Origin of the sequence: Geodermatophilus sp. FMUSA9-8 (assembly GCF_037034165.1) — a bacterium.
In the GTDB taxonomy this organism is placed as follows: Bacteria; Actinomycetota; Actinomycetes; order Mycobacteriales; family Geodermatophilaceae; genus Geodermatophilus; species Geodermatophilus nigrescens.
In genome coordinates, this window is sequence record NZ_JBAGKE010000002.1 from 472,894 (window position 1) to 490,678 (window position 17,785).

19 protein-coding genes are annotated in these 17,785 nt (G+C 75.7%); 9 read left to right on the forward strand and 10 right to left on the reverse strand.

Annotated elements, in window-relative coordinates; genetic code table 11:
* Nucleotides 1-128: 128 nt before the first annotated feature.
* The 3 genes from WA616_RS06545 to WA616_RS06555 all read left to right on the forward strand — a co-directional run bounded on the left by WA616_RS06545 (nt 129) and on the right by WA616_RS06555 (nt 3,216).
* A complete protein-coding gene (locus tag WA616_RS06545) occupies nt 129-917 on the forward strand; it encodes a sigma-70 family RNA polymerase sigma factor (protein WP_336028326.1) in 789 nt (262 codons plus the stop codon).
* Between the two features lie 118 nt (nt 918-1,035).
* A complete protein-coding gene (locus WA616_RS06550) occupies nt 1,036-2,187 on the forward strand; it encodes a DUF5667 domain-containing protein (RefSeq protein WP_336028328.1) in 1,152 nt (383 codons plus the stop codon).
* Nucleotides 2,188-2,307: 120 nt separating this feature from the next.
* Nucleotides 2,308-3,216 carry an HAD family hydrolase gene (locus tag WA616_RS06555; RefSeq protein WP_336028331.1) on the forward strand — a complete coding sequence of 303 codons (909 nt, stop codon included), beginning with the start codon at nt 2,308-2,310 and terminating at the stop codon, nt 3,214-3,216.
* A 397-nt stretch (nt 3,217-3,613) separates the two neighbouring features.
* Here the strand turns inward: WA616_RS06555 and WA616_RS06560 are convergent, their stop codons facing one another.
* The 5 genes from WA616_RS06560 to proC all read right to left on the reverse strand — a co-directional run bounded on the left by WA616_RS06560 (nt 3,614) and on the right by proC (nt 7,474).
* Complete coding sequence (locus WA616_RS06560) at nt 3,614-4,522, reverse strand: lysophospholipid acyltransferase family protein (protein WP_336028333.1); 909 nt, start codon at nt 4,520-4,522, stop codon at nt 3,614-3,616.
* The gene (locus WA616_RS06565; RefSeq protein ID WP_336028336.1) at nt 4,515-5,645 is read right to left on the reverse strand and encodes an NAD-dependent epimerase/dehydratase family protein; all 1,131 of its coding nucleotides are present in this window, start codon (nt 5,643-5,645) and stop codon (nt 4,515-4,517) included. The genes WA616_RS06560 and WA616_RS06565 overlap by 8 nt, the downstream gene beginning before the upstream one ends.
* 10 nt (nt 5,646-5,655) lie before the next feature.
* A complete protein-coding gene (locus WA616_RS06570) occupies nt 5,656-5,754 on the reverse strand; it encodes a 30S ribosomal protein bS22 (protein ID WP_012854759.1) in 99 nt (32 codons plus the stop codon).
* A 307-nt stretch (nt 5,755-6,061) separates the two neighbouring features.
* Entirely contained in the window at nt 6,062-6,403 is a 342-nt protein-coding gene (locus WA616_RS06575; RefSeq protein ID WP_245794646.1) for a helix-turn-helix domain-containing protein, read from the reverse strand.
* A 252-nt stretch (nt 6,404-6,655) separates the two neighbouring features.
* Nucleotides 6,656-7,474, reverse strand: a complete 819-nt coding sequence (gene proC, locus WA616_RS06580; RefSeq protein WP_073421257.1) for a pyrroline-5-carboxylate reductase — start codon at nt 7,472-7,474, stop codon at nt 6,656-6,658.
* A gap of 85 nt (nt 7,475-7,559) precedes the next feature.
* On the opposite strand from proC, the gene WA616_RS06585 reads away from it, so the two are divergent.
* Nucleotides 7,560-8,126, forward strand: a complete 567-nt coding sequence (locus WA616_RS06585; RefSeq protein WP_073421256.1) for a type 1 glutamine amidotransferase domain-containing protein — start codon at nt 7,560-7,562, stop codon at nt 8,124-8,126.
* A 24-nt stretch (nt 8,127-8,150) separates the two neighbouring features.
* On the opposite strand, the gene WA616_RS06590 is transcribed toward WA616_RS06585, so the two are convergent.
* On the reverse strand, nt 8,151-8,897 hold the full coding sequence (locus WA616_RS06590) for a hypothetical protein (RefSeq protein ID WP_336028351.1): 747 nt from the start codon (nt 8,895-8,897) through the stop codon (nt 8,151-8,153).
* Nucleotides 8,897-9,841 carry a Ppx/GppA phosphatase family protein gene (locus tag WA616_RS06595; RefSeq protein WP_336028354.1) on the reverse strand — a complete coding sequence of 315 codons (945 nt, stop codon included), beginning with the start codon at nt 9,839-9,841 and terminating at the stop codon, nt 8,897-8,899. The genes WA616_RS06590 and WA616_RS06595 overlap by 1 nt, the downstream gene beginning before the upstream one ends.
* 75 nt (nt 9,842-9,916) lie before the next feature.
* Here WA616_RS06595 and WA616_RS06600 point away from each other — a divergent pair, with 75 nt between their 5' ends.
* The 3 genes from WA616_RS06600 (at nt 9,917) to WA616_RS06610 (ending at nt 13,926) form a co-directional block, all read left to right on the forward strand.
* A complete protein-coding gene (locus WA616_RS06600) occupies nt 9,917-10,747 on the forward strand; it encodes a hypothetical protein (RefSeq protein ID WP_336028356.1) in 831 nt (276 codons plus the stop codon).
* Between the two features lie 93 nt (nt 10,748-10,840).
* Entirely contained in the window at nt 10,841-13,057 is a 2,217-nt protein-coding gene (locus tag WA616_RS06605; protein WP_336028358.1) for a bifunctional MFS transporter/dTMP kinase, read from the forward strand.
* 5 nt (nt 13,058-13,062) lie between these two features.
* Nucleotides 13,063-13,926, forward strand: coding sequence for a class I SAM-dependent methyltransferase (locus WA616_RS06610; RefSeq protein WP_336028360.1), 864 nt, complete (start codon nt 13,063-13,065; stop codon nt 13,924-13,926).
* A 13-nt stretch (nt 13,927-13,939) separates the two neighbouring features.
* Here the strand turns inward: WA616_RS06610 and WA616_RS06615 are convergent, their stop codons facing one another.
* Nucleotides 13,940-14,941: a helix-turn-helix domain-containing protein gene (locus WA616_RS06615; protein WP_336028362.1), complete on the reverse strand. Its 1,002-nt coding sequence runs from the start codon at nt 14,939-14,941 to the stop codon at nt 13,940-13,942.
* A gap of 81 nt (nt 14,942-15,022) precedes the next feature.
* Between WA616_RS06615 and WA616_RS06620 the strand changes: the two genes are divergently transcribed.
* Nucleotides 15,023-15,241, forward strand: coding sequence for a hypothetical protein (locus WA616_RS06620; RefSeq protein WP_336028366.1), 219 nt, complete (start codon nt 15,023-15,025; stop codon nt 15,239-15,241).
* 10 nt (nt 15,242-15,251) lie between these two features.
* Complete coding sequence (locus tag WA616_RS06625) at nt 15,252-15,473, forward strand: DUF3072 domain-containing protein (protein ID WP_073421249.1); 222 nt, start codon at nt 15,252-15,254, stop codon at nt 15,471-15,473.
* 350 nt (nt 15,474-15,823) lie between these two features.
* Here WA616_RS06625 and WA616_RS06630 read toward each other — a convergent pair whose 3' ends face one another.
* Nucleotides 15,824-16,504 (reverse strand): response regulator transcription factor, encoded by a 681-nt coding sequence (locus WA616_RS06630; protein ID WP_073421248.1) that lies wholly within the window; start codon nt 16,502-16,504, stop codon nt 15,824-15,826.
* Nucleotides 16,501-17,721 (reverse strand): sensor histidine kinase, encoded by a 1,221-nt coding sequence (locus WA616_RS06635; RefSeq protein ID WP_336028372.1) that lies wholly within the window; start codon nt 17,719-17,721, stop codon nt 16,501-16,503. Before WA616_RS06635 ends, WA616_RS06630 begins: the two co-directional genes overlap by 4 nt.
* Nucleotides 17,722-17,785 lie beyond the last annotated feature (64 nt).

The following is a 17,785-nucleotide window of genomic DNA, read 5'->3' on the forward strand; positions in this document are numbered from 1 at the left end:
ACGGTTCGCAGTCATGTTGTCACCATGGGGCAGGACCCGCAGCAGCGCGGGACCCCGCCGAGCTGGGGAGGCCCCCGTCGGGCGAGCCGTCCGCGCTCGGCGGGCCGACGAGGAGGTCGACGTCCCGCATGCCGCAGTCGCGCCCGGTGGACGAGCGGTCGTCCGCCGTCCCGACCGGGCGGCGGCCCGGCCCGCGTCCGCGCCCGACGCCGCAGCCGCGTGCCAGCGCGGAGGGCGCCCCGCCGGCGGACGCGGCCCCCGTCGAGCCTCCCGCGGTCGAGCCTCCCGCGATCGGGCCGGCGCAGGACGCCGAGGACGACGGCGCGCTGGCCGAGGAGCTCGCCGCCCTCGAGGAGGCGCTGCCCGGGGACCGGGTCGACGTCTGGGGGCTGGTGCACCGCGCCCAGGACGGCGACGCCGAGGCGTTCGGGCAGCTCTACGACCACTACGTGACGCTGGTGTACCGCTACGTGCTGCACCGCGTGGGCGACCGGGCGCAGGCCGAGGACTTCACCAGCGAGACCTTCGTGAGGGCGCTGCGGCGCATCGACTCGCTGTCGTTCCAGGGCCGCGACGTCGGCGCGTGGCTCGTGACCATCGCCCGCAACATCATCCGCGACCACGTGAAGAGCAGCCGCTTCCGGCTGGAGGTCACGACGGCGGACATGCGCGACGCCGACCAGGCCACCGACGGGCCCGAGGACGCCGTCGTCGCCCGGCTGACCAACGAGCAGCTGCTGGCCTGCATCCGGCAGCTGGGCAGCGAGCAGCAGGAGTGCATCTCGCTGCGGTTCCTGCAGGGGCTCTCGGTGTCGGAGACCGCCGCGGTCATGGGGAAGAAGGACGGCGCCATCAAGGCGCTGCAGCACCGGGCGGTGCGCCGGCTGGCGAGCCTGTTGCCGGAGGGGCTGCGGTGACCGCCGGGACCCCGGGCGGGGGACACGCCGTTGTTACCGGCCGGTACCCCGTAACGGCCCCCCACCTGCGTCGTTGCTCCGGTCGATCCCGTCCCGACCGACCGACCGGAGGCCTCAGGTGAGCGCCGAGCACGACGCCGCGGGCAGGCCGCGCCGCGCGTCCGTGCAGGAGCGCGAGCTCGCCGTCGAGGAGCGGCTGCGGGCCCTGGCCACCGACCTCGACGACGGCCCGGCGCCCGACTTCCGCGCCGCCACCCGCGCCCGGCTGGTCGCGATGGCCGCCGTCCGCACCCCGGAGCCGGCGCCCCGCCGCGGCCTGGCCCGGCTCGCGCCGTCCCGGCGGCGGTCGAACCCGTGGCGCGCCCGCCTGGCGGCCACGGTCGCGGGTGTCGCGATGGCGGTCACCGCGCTCGGCACGCTGGTGGCGCTGTCGAGCGACGCGCAGCCCGGCGACGTCCTCTACGGCCTCAAGCGCGGCACCGAGCAGACGCAGCTCGCGCTGGCCGGCGACGAGCGAGGGCTGACCCTGCTCGAGTTCGCCACCACCCGGCTGCAGGAGCTCGACGCGCTGGTCGAGGCCACCGGGGGCGCGCCGCCGGCCGACCTGGTCCGCGACACCCTCGCGACGATGGACGCGCAGACCACCGAGGGCGCAGCGCTCGTGCTCACCACCGCCGTCGACGCCGCGGACACCGCGCCGCTGACCGTGCTCGGCGGCTGGGCGCAGCAGCAGGGCACCGGGCTGTCGGACATCCGCGCCGCGCTGCCTGCCGAGGCCGGCACGTCGATCGCGCTCGTGGAGCGGGTCGGCTCCCGCACCGCCGCCCTGCAGACGGCGCTGACCTGCCCGTCCGGTCCGGCCACCGCCGGCCGCGACGCGCTCGGCCCGCTGCCGGGCGAGTGCGGCGCCGCGCCGGCCGCCCCCTCGGCGCCGGCTCCGCCCACCGCCCCCGCACCGGGCACCGGCACCCCCTCCGCCGAACCGCCGGCCGGCCGGACCCCGGCGGTCCCGCCGGCGGACCCCGAGCCCTCCTCCCCCACGGGCGGCACCCCCGCCCCGGCGCCGGCGCCCGCCCCCCCGGGTGGCGCGCAGCCGACGCCCTCGGTGCCGACCGGCGGCAGCGGACCGCAGACGCCGGCCCCGACCCCGGGGCTGCCGCTGCCCCCGCTGCCGGTCCCGGGCGGCACGGGGCCGACGACGTCGTCGCCGTCCCCGGGCCCGCTGGTCGACCTCCCGCTGCCGATCTGCGTCTGGCCGCTGGTCTGCTGACGCCCGGCCGCCGCACCTGCTGCGGGACCTGCTGCCGCGACGGGTGGCCCGGCGGCGGCCGATAGGGTCGGGCGCGGGGGACCGCCGCGAGGCGGGGCCGCAGAGCCAGGGAGGGAGCCCGTGCCGGGACTGCCGTTCCGCGGCCGCCGCCGGTCCGACGCGGCGACGCCGTCGGAGGAGGAGATCCGCGCGCACGTCGCCGGTCTGGCGTCGGCCGCCGCCGCCGAGGTCGAGCCGGTCCCGGCCGTCGTCCACGACCGCACCGCGGCCGCGTTCTTCGACGTCGACAACACGATGATGATGGGCGCGTCGCTGTTCTGGTTCGCTCGCGGCCTGGCCTCCCGCAAGTACCTGACCTCGCGCGACATCGCCCGCTTCGCCTGGCAGCAGGCCAAGTTCCGCGTCGCCGGCAACGAGAGCGCCGGCGACATGCTGACGATCCGCGAGACCGCGCTGGCCTTCGTGGCCGGGCGCGAGGTGGCCGAGATCGTCGACGCGGGCGAGGAGATCTACGACGAGCTGATGGCCGACCGGATCTGGTCGGGCACCCGCAACCTCGCCCAGCAGCACCTCGACGCCGGGCAGCGGGTGTGGCTGGTGACCGCGACGCCGGTGGAGCTGGCGCGGATCATCGCCCACCGGCTCGGGCTGACCGGCGCGCTCGGCACCGTGTCGGAGGTGGTCGACGGGCGCTACACCGGCCGGCTGGTCGGCGAGCTCATGCACGGCGAGGCCAAGGCGGAGGCGGTGCGGGCGCTGGCCGAGCGCGAGGACCTGGACCTCTCGCGCTGCACCGCCTACAGCGACTCCGCCAACGACCTGCCGATGCTGTCGCTGACCGGCACCGCGGTGGCGGTGAACCCCGACACCGAGCTGCGCGCCGTCGCCCGGTCCCGCGGCTGGACGATCCGCGACTTCCGCACCGGCCGGAAGGCCGCCCGCATCGGCGTCCCGACGGTGGCCGCGGCGGCGCTCACCGGCGGCGTCGTCGGGGGCGCGCTGGCCTTCCGCCGCCGCAAGACGGTCTGACCGCTCCACCGGGAGTGCAGCCAGCGGGCTCTCCGCGCCACCCCGCGCCCCCGGCAGGCGCACACTCGCGCCGCGCTTCGTGCACGCATCGCGCTCGAACGCGGCCGCACACCGCGCTGCGTGCCCATCCCGCCGCCGGCGATCGAGCGTGCGCCCGGCGGGGCCTCGGACCACCCCGTGACCCCGACAGGCGCACACTCGCCCCACGTCTTGTGCACACACCGCGCCCGAGCGCGGCCGGACACCGCGCTACGTGCACATCCCGCGGGCGACCACCGATCGTGGCGCTCGGCCGGGCATCCCTCCACCCCGCGCTCGCGACGGTTCGTGCGCACGACGCGCCAGGACGTGGGGCCGCACCGCGCTGCGTGGACACCCGCCCGGACGCCCGGCGCGGTCAGCTGAAGACGGAGCTCCGCTGCAGGAGGAGCTGGTAGATCGACTGCTGGATGGTCTCGCGGACCTGGTCGGTCAGGTTGAACACCAGCATCGGGTCCTCGGCGGCCGCCGGGCCGTAGGACGCCGTCTCGATCGGCTCACCGAAGGCGATCAGCCACTTGGACGGCAGCGGCACGAGGCCGAGCGGGCCGAGCGCGGGGAAGGTCGGCGTCACCGGGAAGTACGGCAGCCCGAGCAGGCGGGCCAGCGTCTTCGCGTTGCCGATCATCGGGTAGATCTCCTCGGCGCCGACGATGGCGCACGGGATGATCGGTTTGCCGGTGCGCAGGGCCGCCGTGACGAAACCCCCGCGGCCGAACCGCTGCAGGGTGTACCGGTCGCGGAACGGCTTGCCGACCCCCTTGAAGCCCTCGGGGAAGACGCCGACCAGCTCGCCGCCGCACAGCAGTCGCTCGGCGTCCTCGCTGCAGGCCAGCGTGGCGCCGAACTTGCGGGCCAGGGAGCCGACGACCGGCAGGTCGAACACCAGGTCGGCGCCGAGCAGCCGGAAGCGCCGCTGCGCGGGGTGGTCGTCGTGCAGCGCCACGGTGGCCATGAGCGCGTCGACCGGGACCGTGCCCGAGTGGTTGGCCACCACGAGCGCGCCGCCGTCGGTGGGCACGTTCTCGACGCCGGAGGTCTCCACGCGGAACCAGCGGGAGAACAGCGGCCGCAGCAGCGGCAGCAGCACGTGGTCGGTGAGGTCGGGGTCGAAGCCGAACTCGTCGGTCTCGTAGTCGCCGGTCAGCCGGCGACGGAGGAACTCCAGCCCGCCGGCGACCTGGTCGTCCCAGCTCGGGTCCGACGGCGGCGGGACGTGCGGCTGCTCGTCGTCGGGACGCAACCGGATGACGCGGGCCTCAGGCATCCCGCACCGCCCGCAGTCCCGGGGGCGCCGGCGCCGGCCGCAGCCGCCCGTGCACGGTGGTGCCCACGGTCGAGGCCACGGAGGAGGCGACCGATCCGGCCCGGTGGACGAGGCCCTCCGCGCGGCCCGCGAGCTCGCCGACCAGGTCGGGCGCGACGACCGGCGGCACGGTGCGCGCGTAGTCGGCCAGGGCCTCGGACGTGATGTAGCGGGGCGTGTAGCCGAACTCGGTGCGCAGCACCGTGGTGTCGACGACGCGGCCGAAGTTGAGGAAGCGCATCTGCTCGGGTGAGTAGTCGACGTAGCCGAAGCGGCGGGTGAGCCGGCCCAGCGACCCCAGCGCCGGCGAGGGCACCGGGAGCTGGAGCCGGCCGAGGCGGCGGATGACCTGCGACAGCAGCAGCGTGCCCTCTCCCCCGACGTTCACGGTGCCGGCGAACCCGCCCGTGGTGGCGCGGGTGAGCACGCCGAGGGCGTCGTCCTCGTGCAGCAGCTGCACGCGGGCGTCGTAGCCGAGCGCCGTGGGCACCACCGGCATCCGCAGGAACCCGGTGAGCACCGAGTCGATCCGCGGGCCGATGAAGTTGGTGAACCGCAGGACGGCGACCCCGACGTCGGGACGGCGGCGCGAGAACGACCGCACGTAGCCCTCGATGTCGAGGCTGTCCTTGGCGAAGCCGCCCGAGGGCACCCGGCGGGCCTGCATCCGCTCGGTGAAGACGGCCGGGTCGCGCGGCGAGGCGCCGTAGACGGCGCTGGTCGACTTGAGCACGAGCCGGCGGACCGACGGGGCGCGCTGGCATGCGGCGAGGAGCTGCATCGTCCCGATGACGTTGAGCTCCTTCATCGGCCCGCGCCCGCCGGCACCGGCGGGCGTGGAGCTGATGTTCATGTGGACGACGGTGTCGACCCCCGCGGTGGCGATGACCTTGCCGATCAGCGGGTTGCGGATGTCGGCGCGCACGAACTCGGTGCGGCCGAGGCGGCGGAGCAGCTCCGCCGACGGGGGGACGGTGTCGACCCCGATGACCCGGTCGATGGCCGGGTCGCGAGCGAGCTCGGCCGCCAGCGCGCCACCGAGCCACCGGCTCACGCCGGTGACCAGGACGACCGCGGGCGGCACGAGCGTCAGCTCACTTCTTGTTGCGACGCTGCACGCGGGTCTTCTTCAGCAGCTTGCGGTGCTTCTTCTTCGCCATCCGCTTGCGGCGCTTCTTGATGACCGAACCCATGTCCTGCTCCCGACGTGTTGGCCGCGTGGCGTGCGCCGGTGGCCGCAGGGGCGGAACCGGACGCCACGCGAGTGTGGATCAGCTCGTGTGCGACGGTTCCGGCCGGGGCCGGGGTTGTCGCTCGGCGCCCGAGCCTACCCGGCGCCCCCGCGGCGACGCTGCCGCGGGAACCGGGCCGGACGGATCCCACCCCGAGGGGTGGGGGCGCCGATCGACGGTCGATCGGTGGTGCCGCGTGGTGCTCAGGTGGTGCTGCCACGGCCGGGAGCCGCGGCGACCGGGACGGGCCCGGTCAGGCGGGCACCGATCAGGCGATGTCGGTGTAGGCGTCGCGCAGGTAGTCCTGGACGGCGCGCTCCGGGACGCGGAACGACCGGCCGACGCGGACGGCGGACAGCTCGCCGGCGTGGACGAGGCGGTACACGGTCATCTTGGAGACGCGCATCATGCTGGCGACCTCGGCGACGGTCAGGAAGGTGACCGCGGCGCGCGGCTGCGGGACGGCCGGGCGGCCGACCGGCATGGCGGCGGGGTGCTGCGGGCCCACGGGGCGGGCGACGGCGGCGGCCGGGATGGGGCGGGCCATCGGGCGCGGGCCGGGGACGGCCGGGCGGACGTAGGCGGCGTTGGTGCGCTGGGGCATGGTCATGATCAGCTCTCCGGACCTAGCACGAGTCGGGCGCCGGCTTCCCCACCGGCTACGGGACACGCACGTGCTGATACAGAGAGTAGGGGGGCCCGCGTGACTGATGCGATGGAAGAAACGAACACGGGGAACGGTCCGTCCCTGGCAGAACTACACCTATGCAACTCGCTTCACAGCCGTATCGGCGCGTCCACGAGTAGATGTGTCGACACGGTGACGCAGCGTCCACCCGTCCCGGCCTGAGCCGGGGTACGGTCACCGGCTCCCGTCGGCGCGGCCCAGCTCCACCGAGCGCCGCGCGGCCGCCTCGATGGCCGCGATGAGCGCCGAGCGCACCGAGTGCCGCTCCAGCTCCCGGATGCCGGCGATCGTCGTCCCGCCCGGGCTGCTGACCGCGTCCCGCAGCTGGGCCGGGTGCTCGCCGGACTCGCGCAGCATCACCGCCGAGCCCAGCGCCGTCTGCACGACCAGCTCCGTCGTCAGCGCCCGCGGCAGGCCCAGCAGCACGCCGGCGTCGACCATCGCCTCGACGAGGTAGAAGAAGTAGGCCGGGCCGCTGCCCGACAGCGCCGTCACCGCGTCCTGCTGGTACTCCGGCACCCGCGCCACGCGGCCGACGGTCGACAGCAGCGCCTCGGCCTCGTCGAGCTCGGCCTCCCCGGCCGAGGCACCGGCCGACAGGACGCTCATCCCCTCGTCGACCAGCGCCGGGGTGTTGGGCATGACCCGCACCACGGGCACGCCGGCGGGCAGGGCCGCCTCGACGGTCGCCGTCGAGATGCCCGCGGCGATGCTCACCACCAGGTGGCCCGGGCCGACCGACGGCGCGAGCCGCTCCAGCAGCGCCGGGAGGTCCTGCGGCTTGACGGCCAGCAGCAGCACCCGCGAGCGCGCCGCCGCCTCCTCGAAGCCGACGACGTCGATGCCGTAGCGCGCCGCGAGCTCCGCGCCGCGCTCCGGGTGCCGCTCGCAGACGACGACGCCGTCCGCGCCCTGCCGCCTCACCAGCCCGGCCAGCAGCGCCTCGCCCATCTTGCCGCCGCCCAGGACCGCCAGGCCCCGCCGCTCGCCCATCCGCCCGCTCCCGCCTGTCGAGGTACCGGTCGGACCGTAGTGCGCCGGGGTGTGCCGCCCGGGAGCCCCGGGTAGCCGCGCCCGCATGGCAGGAGAACTGGACGGGATGAAGGTGGCCGTGCTCGCGACCGACGGCGTCGAGCAGGTCGAGCTCGAGCGGCCGTGGCAGGCGCTCGAGGAGGCGGGGGCCGAACCGGAGCTCGTGTCGCTCGACGGCGGCTCGATCACCATGTACCAGCACATCGACAAGGGCGACACCAAGAAGGTCGACACCACCGTCGCCTCGGCCGACCCCGAGGACTACGCCGCGCTGGTCCTGCCCGGCGGCGTCATCAACGGGGACTTCGTGCGGGCCGACGCCGACGCCGTGGCGTTCGTGAAGGCCTTCTTCGAGGCGGACAAGCCGGTGGCGGCCATCTGCCACGCGCCGTGGGTGCTCGCCGAGGCCGACGTCGTGCGCGGGCGGCGGATGACGTCGTGGCCCTCGCTGCAGACCGACCTGCGCAACGCCGGCGCCAAGTGGGTGGACGAGGAGGTCGTCGTCGACGGCAACCTGGTCACCAGCCGCAACCCCGACGACCTCGACGCGTTCTCCGCAGCCATCGTGGAGCAGTTCGCGCAGGCCGACGCCGGGGACGACGAGGACGAGTGAGCCCCGGCCGGGCCGCTCGCCCCGTCAGGAGGCGGCGGCGAGCAGCCCGGCGGCCGGGGCGATGGTGAGCAGCGTCCCGGCGAAGACGAGGACGGCGACCACCTTCGGCCCCACCGGCTCCCGGCCGGTGCGGCTGCGCCAGGCGCCGACGCCGGCGACCAGGGCGGTCACCGCGAGCGGGGCGAGCACCACGGCCACCTGGGGCAGCTGCTCCCAGACGACGGTGGACAGGAAGTAGATGCCGACGCCGGCGGCGAGGGCCAGCACCAGCTCGCCGGCGAAGCGCAGCCAGGCGAGCGCGCCCTCCTTGGCGCCGAGCGGCTCGTCGAGGACGTCGGTCTCGCCGGCCCGGGTCACGGGGATCGGGCCGGTGGCGGGCGCGGGGTCGGAGGCGCCGGGGACGCCGGGCTTGCGCGAGGGCCCGCCGAGACCGGGGATGGCGGCCGTCGTCGGGCCGTCGGGTCCGCGGCCGGCCTTCGCCGGGGCGCTGCGCCCGGTGTCCCGGTCGGCGTCACGGGCCGGGCGGACGGCCTCCCGCCTCCGGCCGGTGTCGGAGACGCGGCCCGTGTCCGAGACCCGGCCCGTGTCGCTGGCCCGCCGGCCGGGGTTGGGGCGGCCGCCGTCGGTGTCGGGCTCGCGCTGGCGCTGCTTGACCGGGATGTCACCGGTGTCGCCGCGGCGGCGCCGGGCGCTGCGGGGTGCCTCGATGCCCGCCTCGCGCAGGATGTCGGCCAGCGGCCGGCCACCGGTCTCCGGACCGGGCTGTGACATCACGCGCCTCCCAGGGTGTCGAGCCGCCGGAGGATGACGCCCTCCCGCAGGGCCCACGGGCAGATCCGCACGGAGGGTAGATCCAGAGCCTGCATGGCGGCCTGCGCCACCACGGCACCGGCGGGCACCTGGTGCGCGCGGTCGGGCGACACGCCGCGCAGCTCGGCCAGCGCGCGGGACTCGATCCGGGAGACGAAGCCGATCAGCTGGCCCAGCCCGTCGGCGCTGAGCTCCCGCGGCACCCGCAGCCCCGCCGAGTAGGGCGCCGCGCCGGTGAGCCGGGCGAGCGTGCGGAACGTCTTGCTCGTCGCGGCCACCAGGTCCGGCGGCCCGGCCGCGCGCAGCTTCTTCGCCGCGGGCCGCAGCACGTCGGAGGCGTGCTCGCGCAGCGCGTTGAGGGCGGCGAGGTCGGGACGGCCGCCGGTCGCGGCCTCGGGCAGGAAGCGGCGGGTCATCCGGCCGGCACCCAGCGGCACCGACAGCGCCATGTCGGGGTCCTCGTCGGTGCCGGTCGCCAGTTCCAGCGAGCCGCCGCCGATGTCGAGGACCAGCAGCCGCCCGGCGCTCCACCCGTACCAGCGGCGGACGGCGAGGAAGGTCAGCCGCGCCTCCTCCTCCCCGCTGGTCACCTGCAGGTCGACGCCGGTGCGCGAGCGGACCCGGTCCAGCACCTCCATGCCGTTGCGCGCCTCGCGGATGGCGGAGGTGACCAGCGCGAGGACCTCGTCGCACTTCTCCTTCTCCGCCTGGTCACAGGCCTTCTGCACGGCCTTGACCAGCGCCTTCTCGCCCTCCTTGGACAGCACGTCGTCGGCGCCGACGTGCTCGGAGAGGCGCAGTAGCCAGCGGTCGTCGTGCTGCGCGGTGGGCTCCGCGCCGCGGTGGGCGTCGACCACCAGCAGGTGCACGGTGTTCGAGCCGACGTCCAGCACCCCGAGCCGCATGGGCACCAGTCTGCCGGGCGGGCCCCCCGCGGGCCCGCGGCGGGCCGACCGCGGGAGCCGACCTAGCCTGATCGGGTGCAGGACGTGCCGCCCGAGGTCGACCCCGACTTCGCCCGCGAGTGGGTGGAGTTCCCCGACCCGGCCGACCCGCGGCACCGCGTCCGCGCCGACCTGACCTGGCTGTCCTCGGCCTGGACCTGCGTGTTCGGGCGGGGCTGCGCCGGCGTCGTCCCCGGCCGGGCCGACGACGGCTGCTGCAGCCACGGCGCTTTCTTCAGCGACGAGGACGACCTCGCCCGGGTGACCGCCGCCGTCGCCGACCTCACCGACGACGACTGGCAGCTCGCCCCCGTCGGCCGCGGAGCCTGGACCGAGGAGGACGACGCCGACGACGAGGCCGACGACGAGGCCCCCGCGGAGGGCGGCGTCCGCTCCCTGCGCACCCGCCTGGTCGACGGCGCCTGCGTCTTCCTCAACCGGCCCGGCTTCGCCGGCGGCACCGGCTGCGCGCTGCACCGCATGGCCCTGCGCGAGGACCTGCACCCGCTGCTCACCAAGCCCGACGTCTGCTGGCAGCTGCCGGTGCGCCGCGAGCAGGAGGAGGTCGAGCGGGGCGACGGCAGCACCGTCCTGGTGAGCACCATCGGCGAGTTCGACCGCCGGGGCTGGGGCCCGGGCGGCGCCGACCTGCACTGGTGGTGCACCGGCTCCCCCGCCGCGCACGTCTCCCCCGAGCCGCTGGTCCTCACCTACGCCGCCGAGCTGACCGCGCTGGTCGGCCCCGACGCCTACGCCGAGCTGCGCCGGCTCACCGAGGCGCGGCTGGACCAGGGGCTCGTCGCGCCGCACCCGGCCAGCCCCGCGCCGGTGCCGCTGACGCTCCTCCCCCGGCGGCCGGGAGCCTGAGACCGCTCGCCCGTCCGGGTGCGGCGGGGCCTGACGATCACGGTCCGCCACTACCCTGCGGAGGACGACCGCGACGACCGGACGGCGAGGACTGTGAGCGACGGACATGCGGCGAGCCCGGGCACGCACGGGCCCGGGTCGTCGGCGACCGGTCGGGGCACCGACAACGCGCTGGTCGCGCTGCTGCGGATCCCGGTCTTCCGGCGCATGTGGGCGGCGATCGCCGTCTCCAGCCTCGGCGACTGGCTGGGCCTGCTCGCCACCACCGCGATGGCCCAGCAGCTCACCCGCGACGAGTCGACGGCGGTGCAGGGCGTCGCCATCTCCGGCGTCATCCTCGTCCGGCTGCTGCCCGACCTGCTCCTCGGCCCGATCGCCGGTGCCCTGGCCGACCGGCTCGACCGCCGCACCACCGTCATCGTCGGCGACCTGCTCGCCTGCGGCCTGTACCTCTCCATCGCGCTGAGCTACGAGCTGACCTGGCTGTACGTCGCGCAGTTCCTGGTCGAGGCCGTCGGCCTGTTCACCAACCCGGCCAAGCAGGCCAACTGGGTGGCCATCGTCCCGCGCGAGCGGCTGGCGACCGCGAACCAGGTGTCGCTGTTCAGCGTGTACGGGTCGGTGCCCGTCGCCGCGCTGCTGTTCGCCCTGCTGTCCACCGTCTCGCGGGTGTTCCCGGGCGGGGAGGCCGGCGACACCCGGACGGCGATCGTCGTCGCGCTGGTGTTCAACTCGCTGACCTTCGCGCTGTCGGCGGGCATCGTGCTGCTGTCGCGGGCGCTGATACCGGCCACGCAGGTCGACCGCGAGGCACCGGCGAACGTCTTCTCCCTCGTCGTCGAGGGCGTCTCCTTCCTGCGCGGGCAGCCGCTCATGCGCGCCCTCTACGTCGGCGTCATCGGGGCCTTCGGCGCGGGCGGGCTGACCGTCGGCGTCGCCCAGCTCTACGTCGTCACCCTCGACGCCGGTGCCGCGGGCTACGGCATCCTCTTCGGCGTCGTCTTCACGGGCCTGGCGATGGGCATGCTGGTCGGCCCGCGGATCCTGCCGACCATCCCCCGGCGCACCCTGTTCGCCCGCTCCATCGGCCTGGCCGGCCTCGCGCTGCTCGCGATGTCGCTGCTGCAGGAGTTCGTGCTGGCCGCGGCCGCGGCGTTCCTCGTCGGCCTGTTCGCCGGCGTCTCCTGGATCATCGGCTACACCCTGATCGGCTTCGAGGTCGAGGACCGGCTGCGCGGGCGGGTGTTCGCCTTCGTCTTCTCCTCGGTGCGCATCGAGCTGCTGCTCGCCGTCGCCGTCGGCCCCGGCCTCGCCGGGCTGCTCGGCTCGCACGAGCTGAACGTCGGCGAGCTGCGGTTCACCGTCAGCGGCCCGGGCCTGACGCTGCTGGTCGGCGCGCTGCTCGCGCTCGGGGTCAGCGCCTACGCCGTCCGGCAGGTGGCGCCGCGCGGGCGCCCCGGCACGCGGGCTCGCGACGTGTTCCGGCTGCTGTGGGGCAGCTCGGACCTGCTGTCGGCGTCCTCCAGCGGGGTGGGCCTGTTCGTCGTCGTCGAGGGCGCCGACCGCGACCTCACCCGCCGCTACACCGCCGACCTCGCCCGCGTGCTGCGCGCGGACGACCGCCCGGTGGTCACCACGCACGAGCCCAGCGACACCGCGCTCGGCCGCCAGGTGCGCGGGCTGCTGTTCCCGCCGGCCCCGCCGCCCGCCGACGGCCGAACGGCGACGGACGGCCGCACGGTCACCGACGACGAGGGCCGCCCGGTGGCGGCCTACACCGCGGCGCTGCTGGCCGCCGCCGACCGCGCCGAGCACGTGGCCACGGTCATCCGCCCGGCGCTGCAGCGGCGCGAGATCGTGGTGTGCAACCACTACGTGGACACCTCGATGGCCTTCCACGGAGCCGGCCAGGGCCTCGACGCCGACCGCATCCTGCGCACGTCGCTGTGGGCCACCCGCGGCCTGCTGCCCGACCTGACCGTGCTGGTCGACTCGCCGGTCACCGCCGGGCCCGACGGTGCCGACGCCGACGCCGTGCGCGCGGGGTTCCTCGCCCGGGCCGACGCCGCGCCCGACCGCTACGTCGTCGTCCCCGGGGAGCTGCTCGACGCCGACGCGCCGCACGACGGCGACGGGCTGGTGTCGGCCGCGGTGCGGCGCCGACTGGGCACGCTGCTGGCCCAGCGCTACCCCGAGAGCGGCATACCGGCCCCCGCGGATGCCTCCGACGGCGCGAGCGGCCCGGCCGACGCGCCGGTCGGCGCGGGCCGGACCGGTACCGGGACCGTCCCGGGAGGCTCCGTAGGCTGACCGCCGTGGCTGCCCCGGTGACCCCTCCCCCGCCGACCTGGACGGCCGAGGACACCGAGGAGGTCGACTGCTGCCTCTGCGGCGTCCGCGGCCGGCTCGTGCACGACCTGGCACCCTTCGGCGTCGTCCGCTGCCCGTCCTGCGGCCTGGTGTTCGTCAGCCCGCGGCTGCGCCCGGAGGCCCTGCAGCGCCTCTACGACGACGTCGGCTACTTCGAGGGCGGCGTCTACGGCGGTGCGGTCGACGGCGGGTCCGCCGACGGCGGGGCGCAGGAGACGGGGCGGTTCGACCCGGCGATGGTCCTGCAGCGCACCTGGACGGCGGGCCGGCTCGCCCTGCTCGACCGGGTGCGCGGTCGCGCGGCCGGGGGCCGGCTGCTCGAGGTCGGCGCCGGCTACGGGCTGTTCCTCGACGCCGCGCGCCGCGCCGGCTGGACGACCAGCGGCGTGGAGCTCTCCCGCACCGGCGCGCAGCACGCGGTGGACGCGCTCGACCTCGACGTCTTCTGCGGCCAACTCGCCGACGCGCCGTTGACCCCGGGCTTCGACGTCGTCTGCGCCTGGGACACCGTCGAGCACGTGCCCGACCCGCTCGACTTCTGGCGGACGGCGCGCTCGCTGATGGCCGAGGACGGCGTCGTGCTGTTCTCCACGCCCTACGTGTCGTCGCTGCCGGCGCGGCTGCTGGGCACCCGCTGGTGGACGCTCAAGCCCGCCGAGCACATCTGGCACTTCACCCCGCGCACGCACGCGATGGTGCTGGCGCGCGCCGGCTTCGCCCTGACGCAGGTGGTGCGCAGCCCGCTCGCGCCGAGCAACGCCGGCCGGCTGGACAGCCTGGTGGGCGTCGCCCGGCCGATCCCGGTCTGACCCTCCTCCGCCCTCAGGCGGCCGAGCCCTCGCCGACCGGTACCAGGGCCGCGGCGCGGAAGGTCTGCCGGTAAGCCCGCGGTGAGACGCCCCGGCGGCGGCCGAACTGCTCGCGGAAGCCGGCCGCGGTGCCGAACCCGACGAGCCGGGCGATCTCCTCGACCGGGGCGTCGCTCTCCTCGAGCAGCGTCTCGGCCGCGGCGAGGCGCTGGGCGAGCAGCCACGCGTGCGGCGTCGTCCCCGTGGTGGCCTTGAAACGGCGGGCGAAGCTGCGCGGGCTCATGAGCGCACGCCGGGCGAGGACCTCGACGCTGATGTCCTCGGCGAGGTGCGCGCGGGCCCAGTCGAGGACGAGGCCCAGCAGGTCGTCCTCGCAGCGGGCGACGGGCTCGTCGATGTACTGGGCCTGGCCGCCGTCGCGGTGCGGCGGCACGACCATCTCGCGGGCCAGCGCGTTGGCCGCCGCCGAGCCCCACTCGCGGCGCACGAAGTGCAGCAGCGCGTCGACGCCGGCGGCCGTGCCGGCACCGGTGATCAGGGTGCCCTCGTCGACGTAGAGGACGCGCGGGTCGACGTCGACCGCCGGGTACCGGGCGGCGAGCTCGCCCGCGTAGCGCCAGTGGGTGGTGGCCCGCTTCCCGTCGAGCAGCCCGGCCGACGCGACGACGAACGCGCCCGTGCAGTGGCTGATGATCTGGCCGCCGCGGGCGTGCACGGCGCGCAGCGCCTCGAGGACCTCGTCCGGCACCGGCTTCGACAACTTCTCCCAGGCGGTGACCAGGACGACGTCGGAGACCGCGAGCCGCTCGAGGCCGTGCTCGGCGTGGACGGCGAGCCCCGTGTCGGTGCGCACCACCCCCGGCGCGGTGCTGACGATCGCGAAGTCGAAGCGCGGCAGGCCGAAGCGGGAGTGGTCGTAGCCGAAGACCTCCGCGGCGACGCCCAGGCCGAAGGCGCCCAGGACGCCGTCCCCGGCGAGGAGGCTGACGACGACGGGACGGTCGGTTCCGGTCACGCCGACATCATGGCAGGAAAGACGCGGTCCATGTCACCCCTGCCACTCGTCGGCGCAGGTCGGCCGGAGCACGCTCGTCCCATGTTGCTGATCACCTGCCCCGTGACCCGGACCGACGAGCTGGTCGCCGACCGGCGGATCCGATCGGTCACCAACCACCCGACCCACGTCGCGCTGGCCGTGGAGTGCCCCTCCTGCGGCAGCGTGCACGTCTACCGGACCGGCCGCCGCTGGGAGTCCCGCGAGGCCGCGCCGGCCGCCGCGGCCGCTCGACCTGCGCCGGAGCTCGCGCGCGCCTAGGCTCGAACACATGAGCGAATCGAACGTCAACACCGGTCAGGCCGGCGACCCCACGGCGGAGAAGGACCCGTCGGACTGGGTGACCGGCGACGAGCCCGCCACGGGCGCGCAGAAGAGCTACCTCCACACGCTGGCCCGCCAGGCCGGCGAGGACGTGCCGGAGGACATCACGAAGGCCGACGCGTCGAAGAAGATCGACGAGCTCCAGGAGGAGACCGGCCGGGGCCAGTGACCCCGGTCGGTCAGCTCGGGCGGCGGGTCCGGAGGACCCACCCCCGAGCTGACGGGAGCGCGCGGTACGAGGTGAGCGGCACGGAGCCGCGTCACCCGACCGCAGTCGCTCTGCGCAGGACGGCGGACCGGTCGCGGGGCCGGAGGCTCCCGACCGGCACGCCGTGGCAGGGCTCAGCGCAGGCCGGGACGGCACTTGGTCGCGGTGTCGGCCGGTAGGCCGACGGTGTGATCGCCCTGCGAGGACGGTGGACCGGTCGCGGGGCCGGAGGCTCGTGGTGACGTGCTGGAACGGCCCTGTCGCAGGGACCCGCCCTGAGCTTGCGAGGGGTGGGGGGCGACGGGGTCCTTCTACTGCTCGAACTTGTAGCCCAGGCCGCGGACGGTCACCAGGTGCTTGGGGTTGGCCGGGTCGGGCTCGATCTTGGCCCGCAGGCGCTTGACGTGGACGTCGAGGGTCTTGGTGTCCCCCACGTAGTCCGAGCCCCAGACGCGGTCGATGAGCTGGCCGCGGGTGAGCACCCGCCCGGCGTTGCGCAGCAGCAGCTCGAGCAGGTCGAACTCCTTGAGCGGCAGGGCCACCTGCTCGCCGTCGACGGCGACGACGTGCCGCTCGACGTCCATGCGCACCGGGCCGGCCTCGAGCGCGCCCTCGACGGGGGCGTCGACGTCGCCGCGGCGGCGCAGCACCGCGCGGATGCGGGCGACGAGCTCGCGCGCCGAGTACGGCTTGGTGACGTAGTCGTCGGCGCCGAGCTCGAGGCCCACGACCTTGTCGACCTCGGAGTCCTTGGCCGTGAGCATGATGATCGGGACGTTGCTGCGGGAGCGCAGCGCCCGGCAGACCTCGGTGCCGGGCAGGCCCGGGAGCATGAGGTCGAGCAGGACGATGTCCGCTCCGGCGCGGTCGAACTCGGCCAGCGCCTCGGGCCCGGTGGCGGCCACGACCGCCTCGAAGCCCTCACGGCCGAGCATGTAGGACAGCGCGTCGGAGAAGGACTCCTCGTCCTCCACCACGAGCACTCGCGTCATTTCCGTCCTTCCTGGAGGACCCCGGCCGGGGCGTCGTCCGCCGCGCCGGGAGGTTCGGGGCGGTCGGAGGGGTCCTCGACCGCGAGGGGGATGCGCAGGGTGAACGTGGAGCCGAGGCCCTCCTCGCTCCACACGCTCACCGAGCCACCGTGGTTGCTGGCCACGTGCTTGACGATCGCCAGACCCAGCCCGGTCCCGCCGGTGCTGGTGGCCCTTGACTGGTCGACCCGGTAGAAGCGCTCGAACACCCGCTCCCGGTCGGCCCGGGGGATGCCGATGCCGCTGTCGGTGACGGCGATCTCGGCGAACCCGCCGCGGGACCGCGCGCCGACGGCGATCTTCGTGTTCTCCGGGCTGTAGGCGACGGCGTTGGCCAGCAGGTTCGTGACCGCCGTCGTCAGCTGGTTCTCCACGCCGCGGACGGCGAGGCCGCGACGCCCGCCGACGGCGATGGTGATGCCCTTGGCGGCGGCGGCGAGGCCGGTGCGGTCGACGGCCTCGGTGAGCACGGTGTCGACGTCGACCGGCGCGAGCTCGGGCAGCGGCTCGGCGCCCTGCAGCCGGGACAGGTCGATGAGCTCGCGCACCAGCTTGGCCAGCCGGTCGGCCTCGTGCGCCATCCGGGCGGCGAAGCGCTGCACCGTGTCCGGGTCGTCGGCCGCACCCTGCATCGCCTCGGCGAGCAGCCCCAGCGCGCCGACCGGCGTCTTGAGCTCGTGTCCGACGTTGGCGACGAAGTCGCGGCGGACCGCCTCCACGCGGCGCGCCTCGGTGACGTCCTGCAGGACGAGCGCGACGGGGCCGGGGACGACGGTGGGCGCGGCGTCCAGCGGGACGCCGTGCGCCCCGACCAGGCGGGTGCCGCCGCCGACGACCTCGCCGGGCAGGGAGACGTCGGCGCGCCGGCTGCCGGAGGTGCGCACCGTGCGGACGAGGTCCGACAGGGCCGGCACCAGCAGGCGCCGGTCACGGACCAGGCCCAGGGCGCGGGCGGCCGGGTTGGCCACGACGACGGCGTCGTCCTTGTCGAGCACCAGGACGGCGGGGTCCATGAGGTCGATGAGCCGCCGGGCCAGCGCGGCCTCGCGGGCGGCGTCGCCGGGGTCGGCGGCGGCCCGCGCGGCCGCGTCGGACGGCCGGCGGGCCAGGACGACCGCGACGGCTCCCAGCGCCGCACCGACGACGAGGCCGGCCACGACGGCGACCAGCAGGCTCACGCCGCCGATGCTAGGCGTCGCGGGGCCCGGGACATCCCCCGTGTGAGTGGTCGCGGAACCGGGT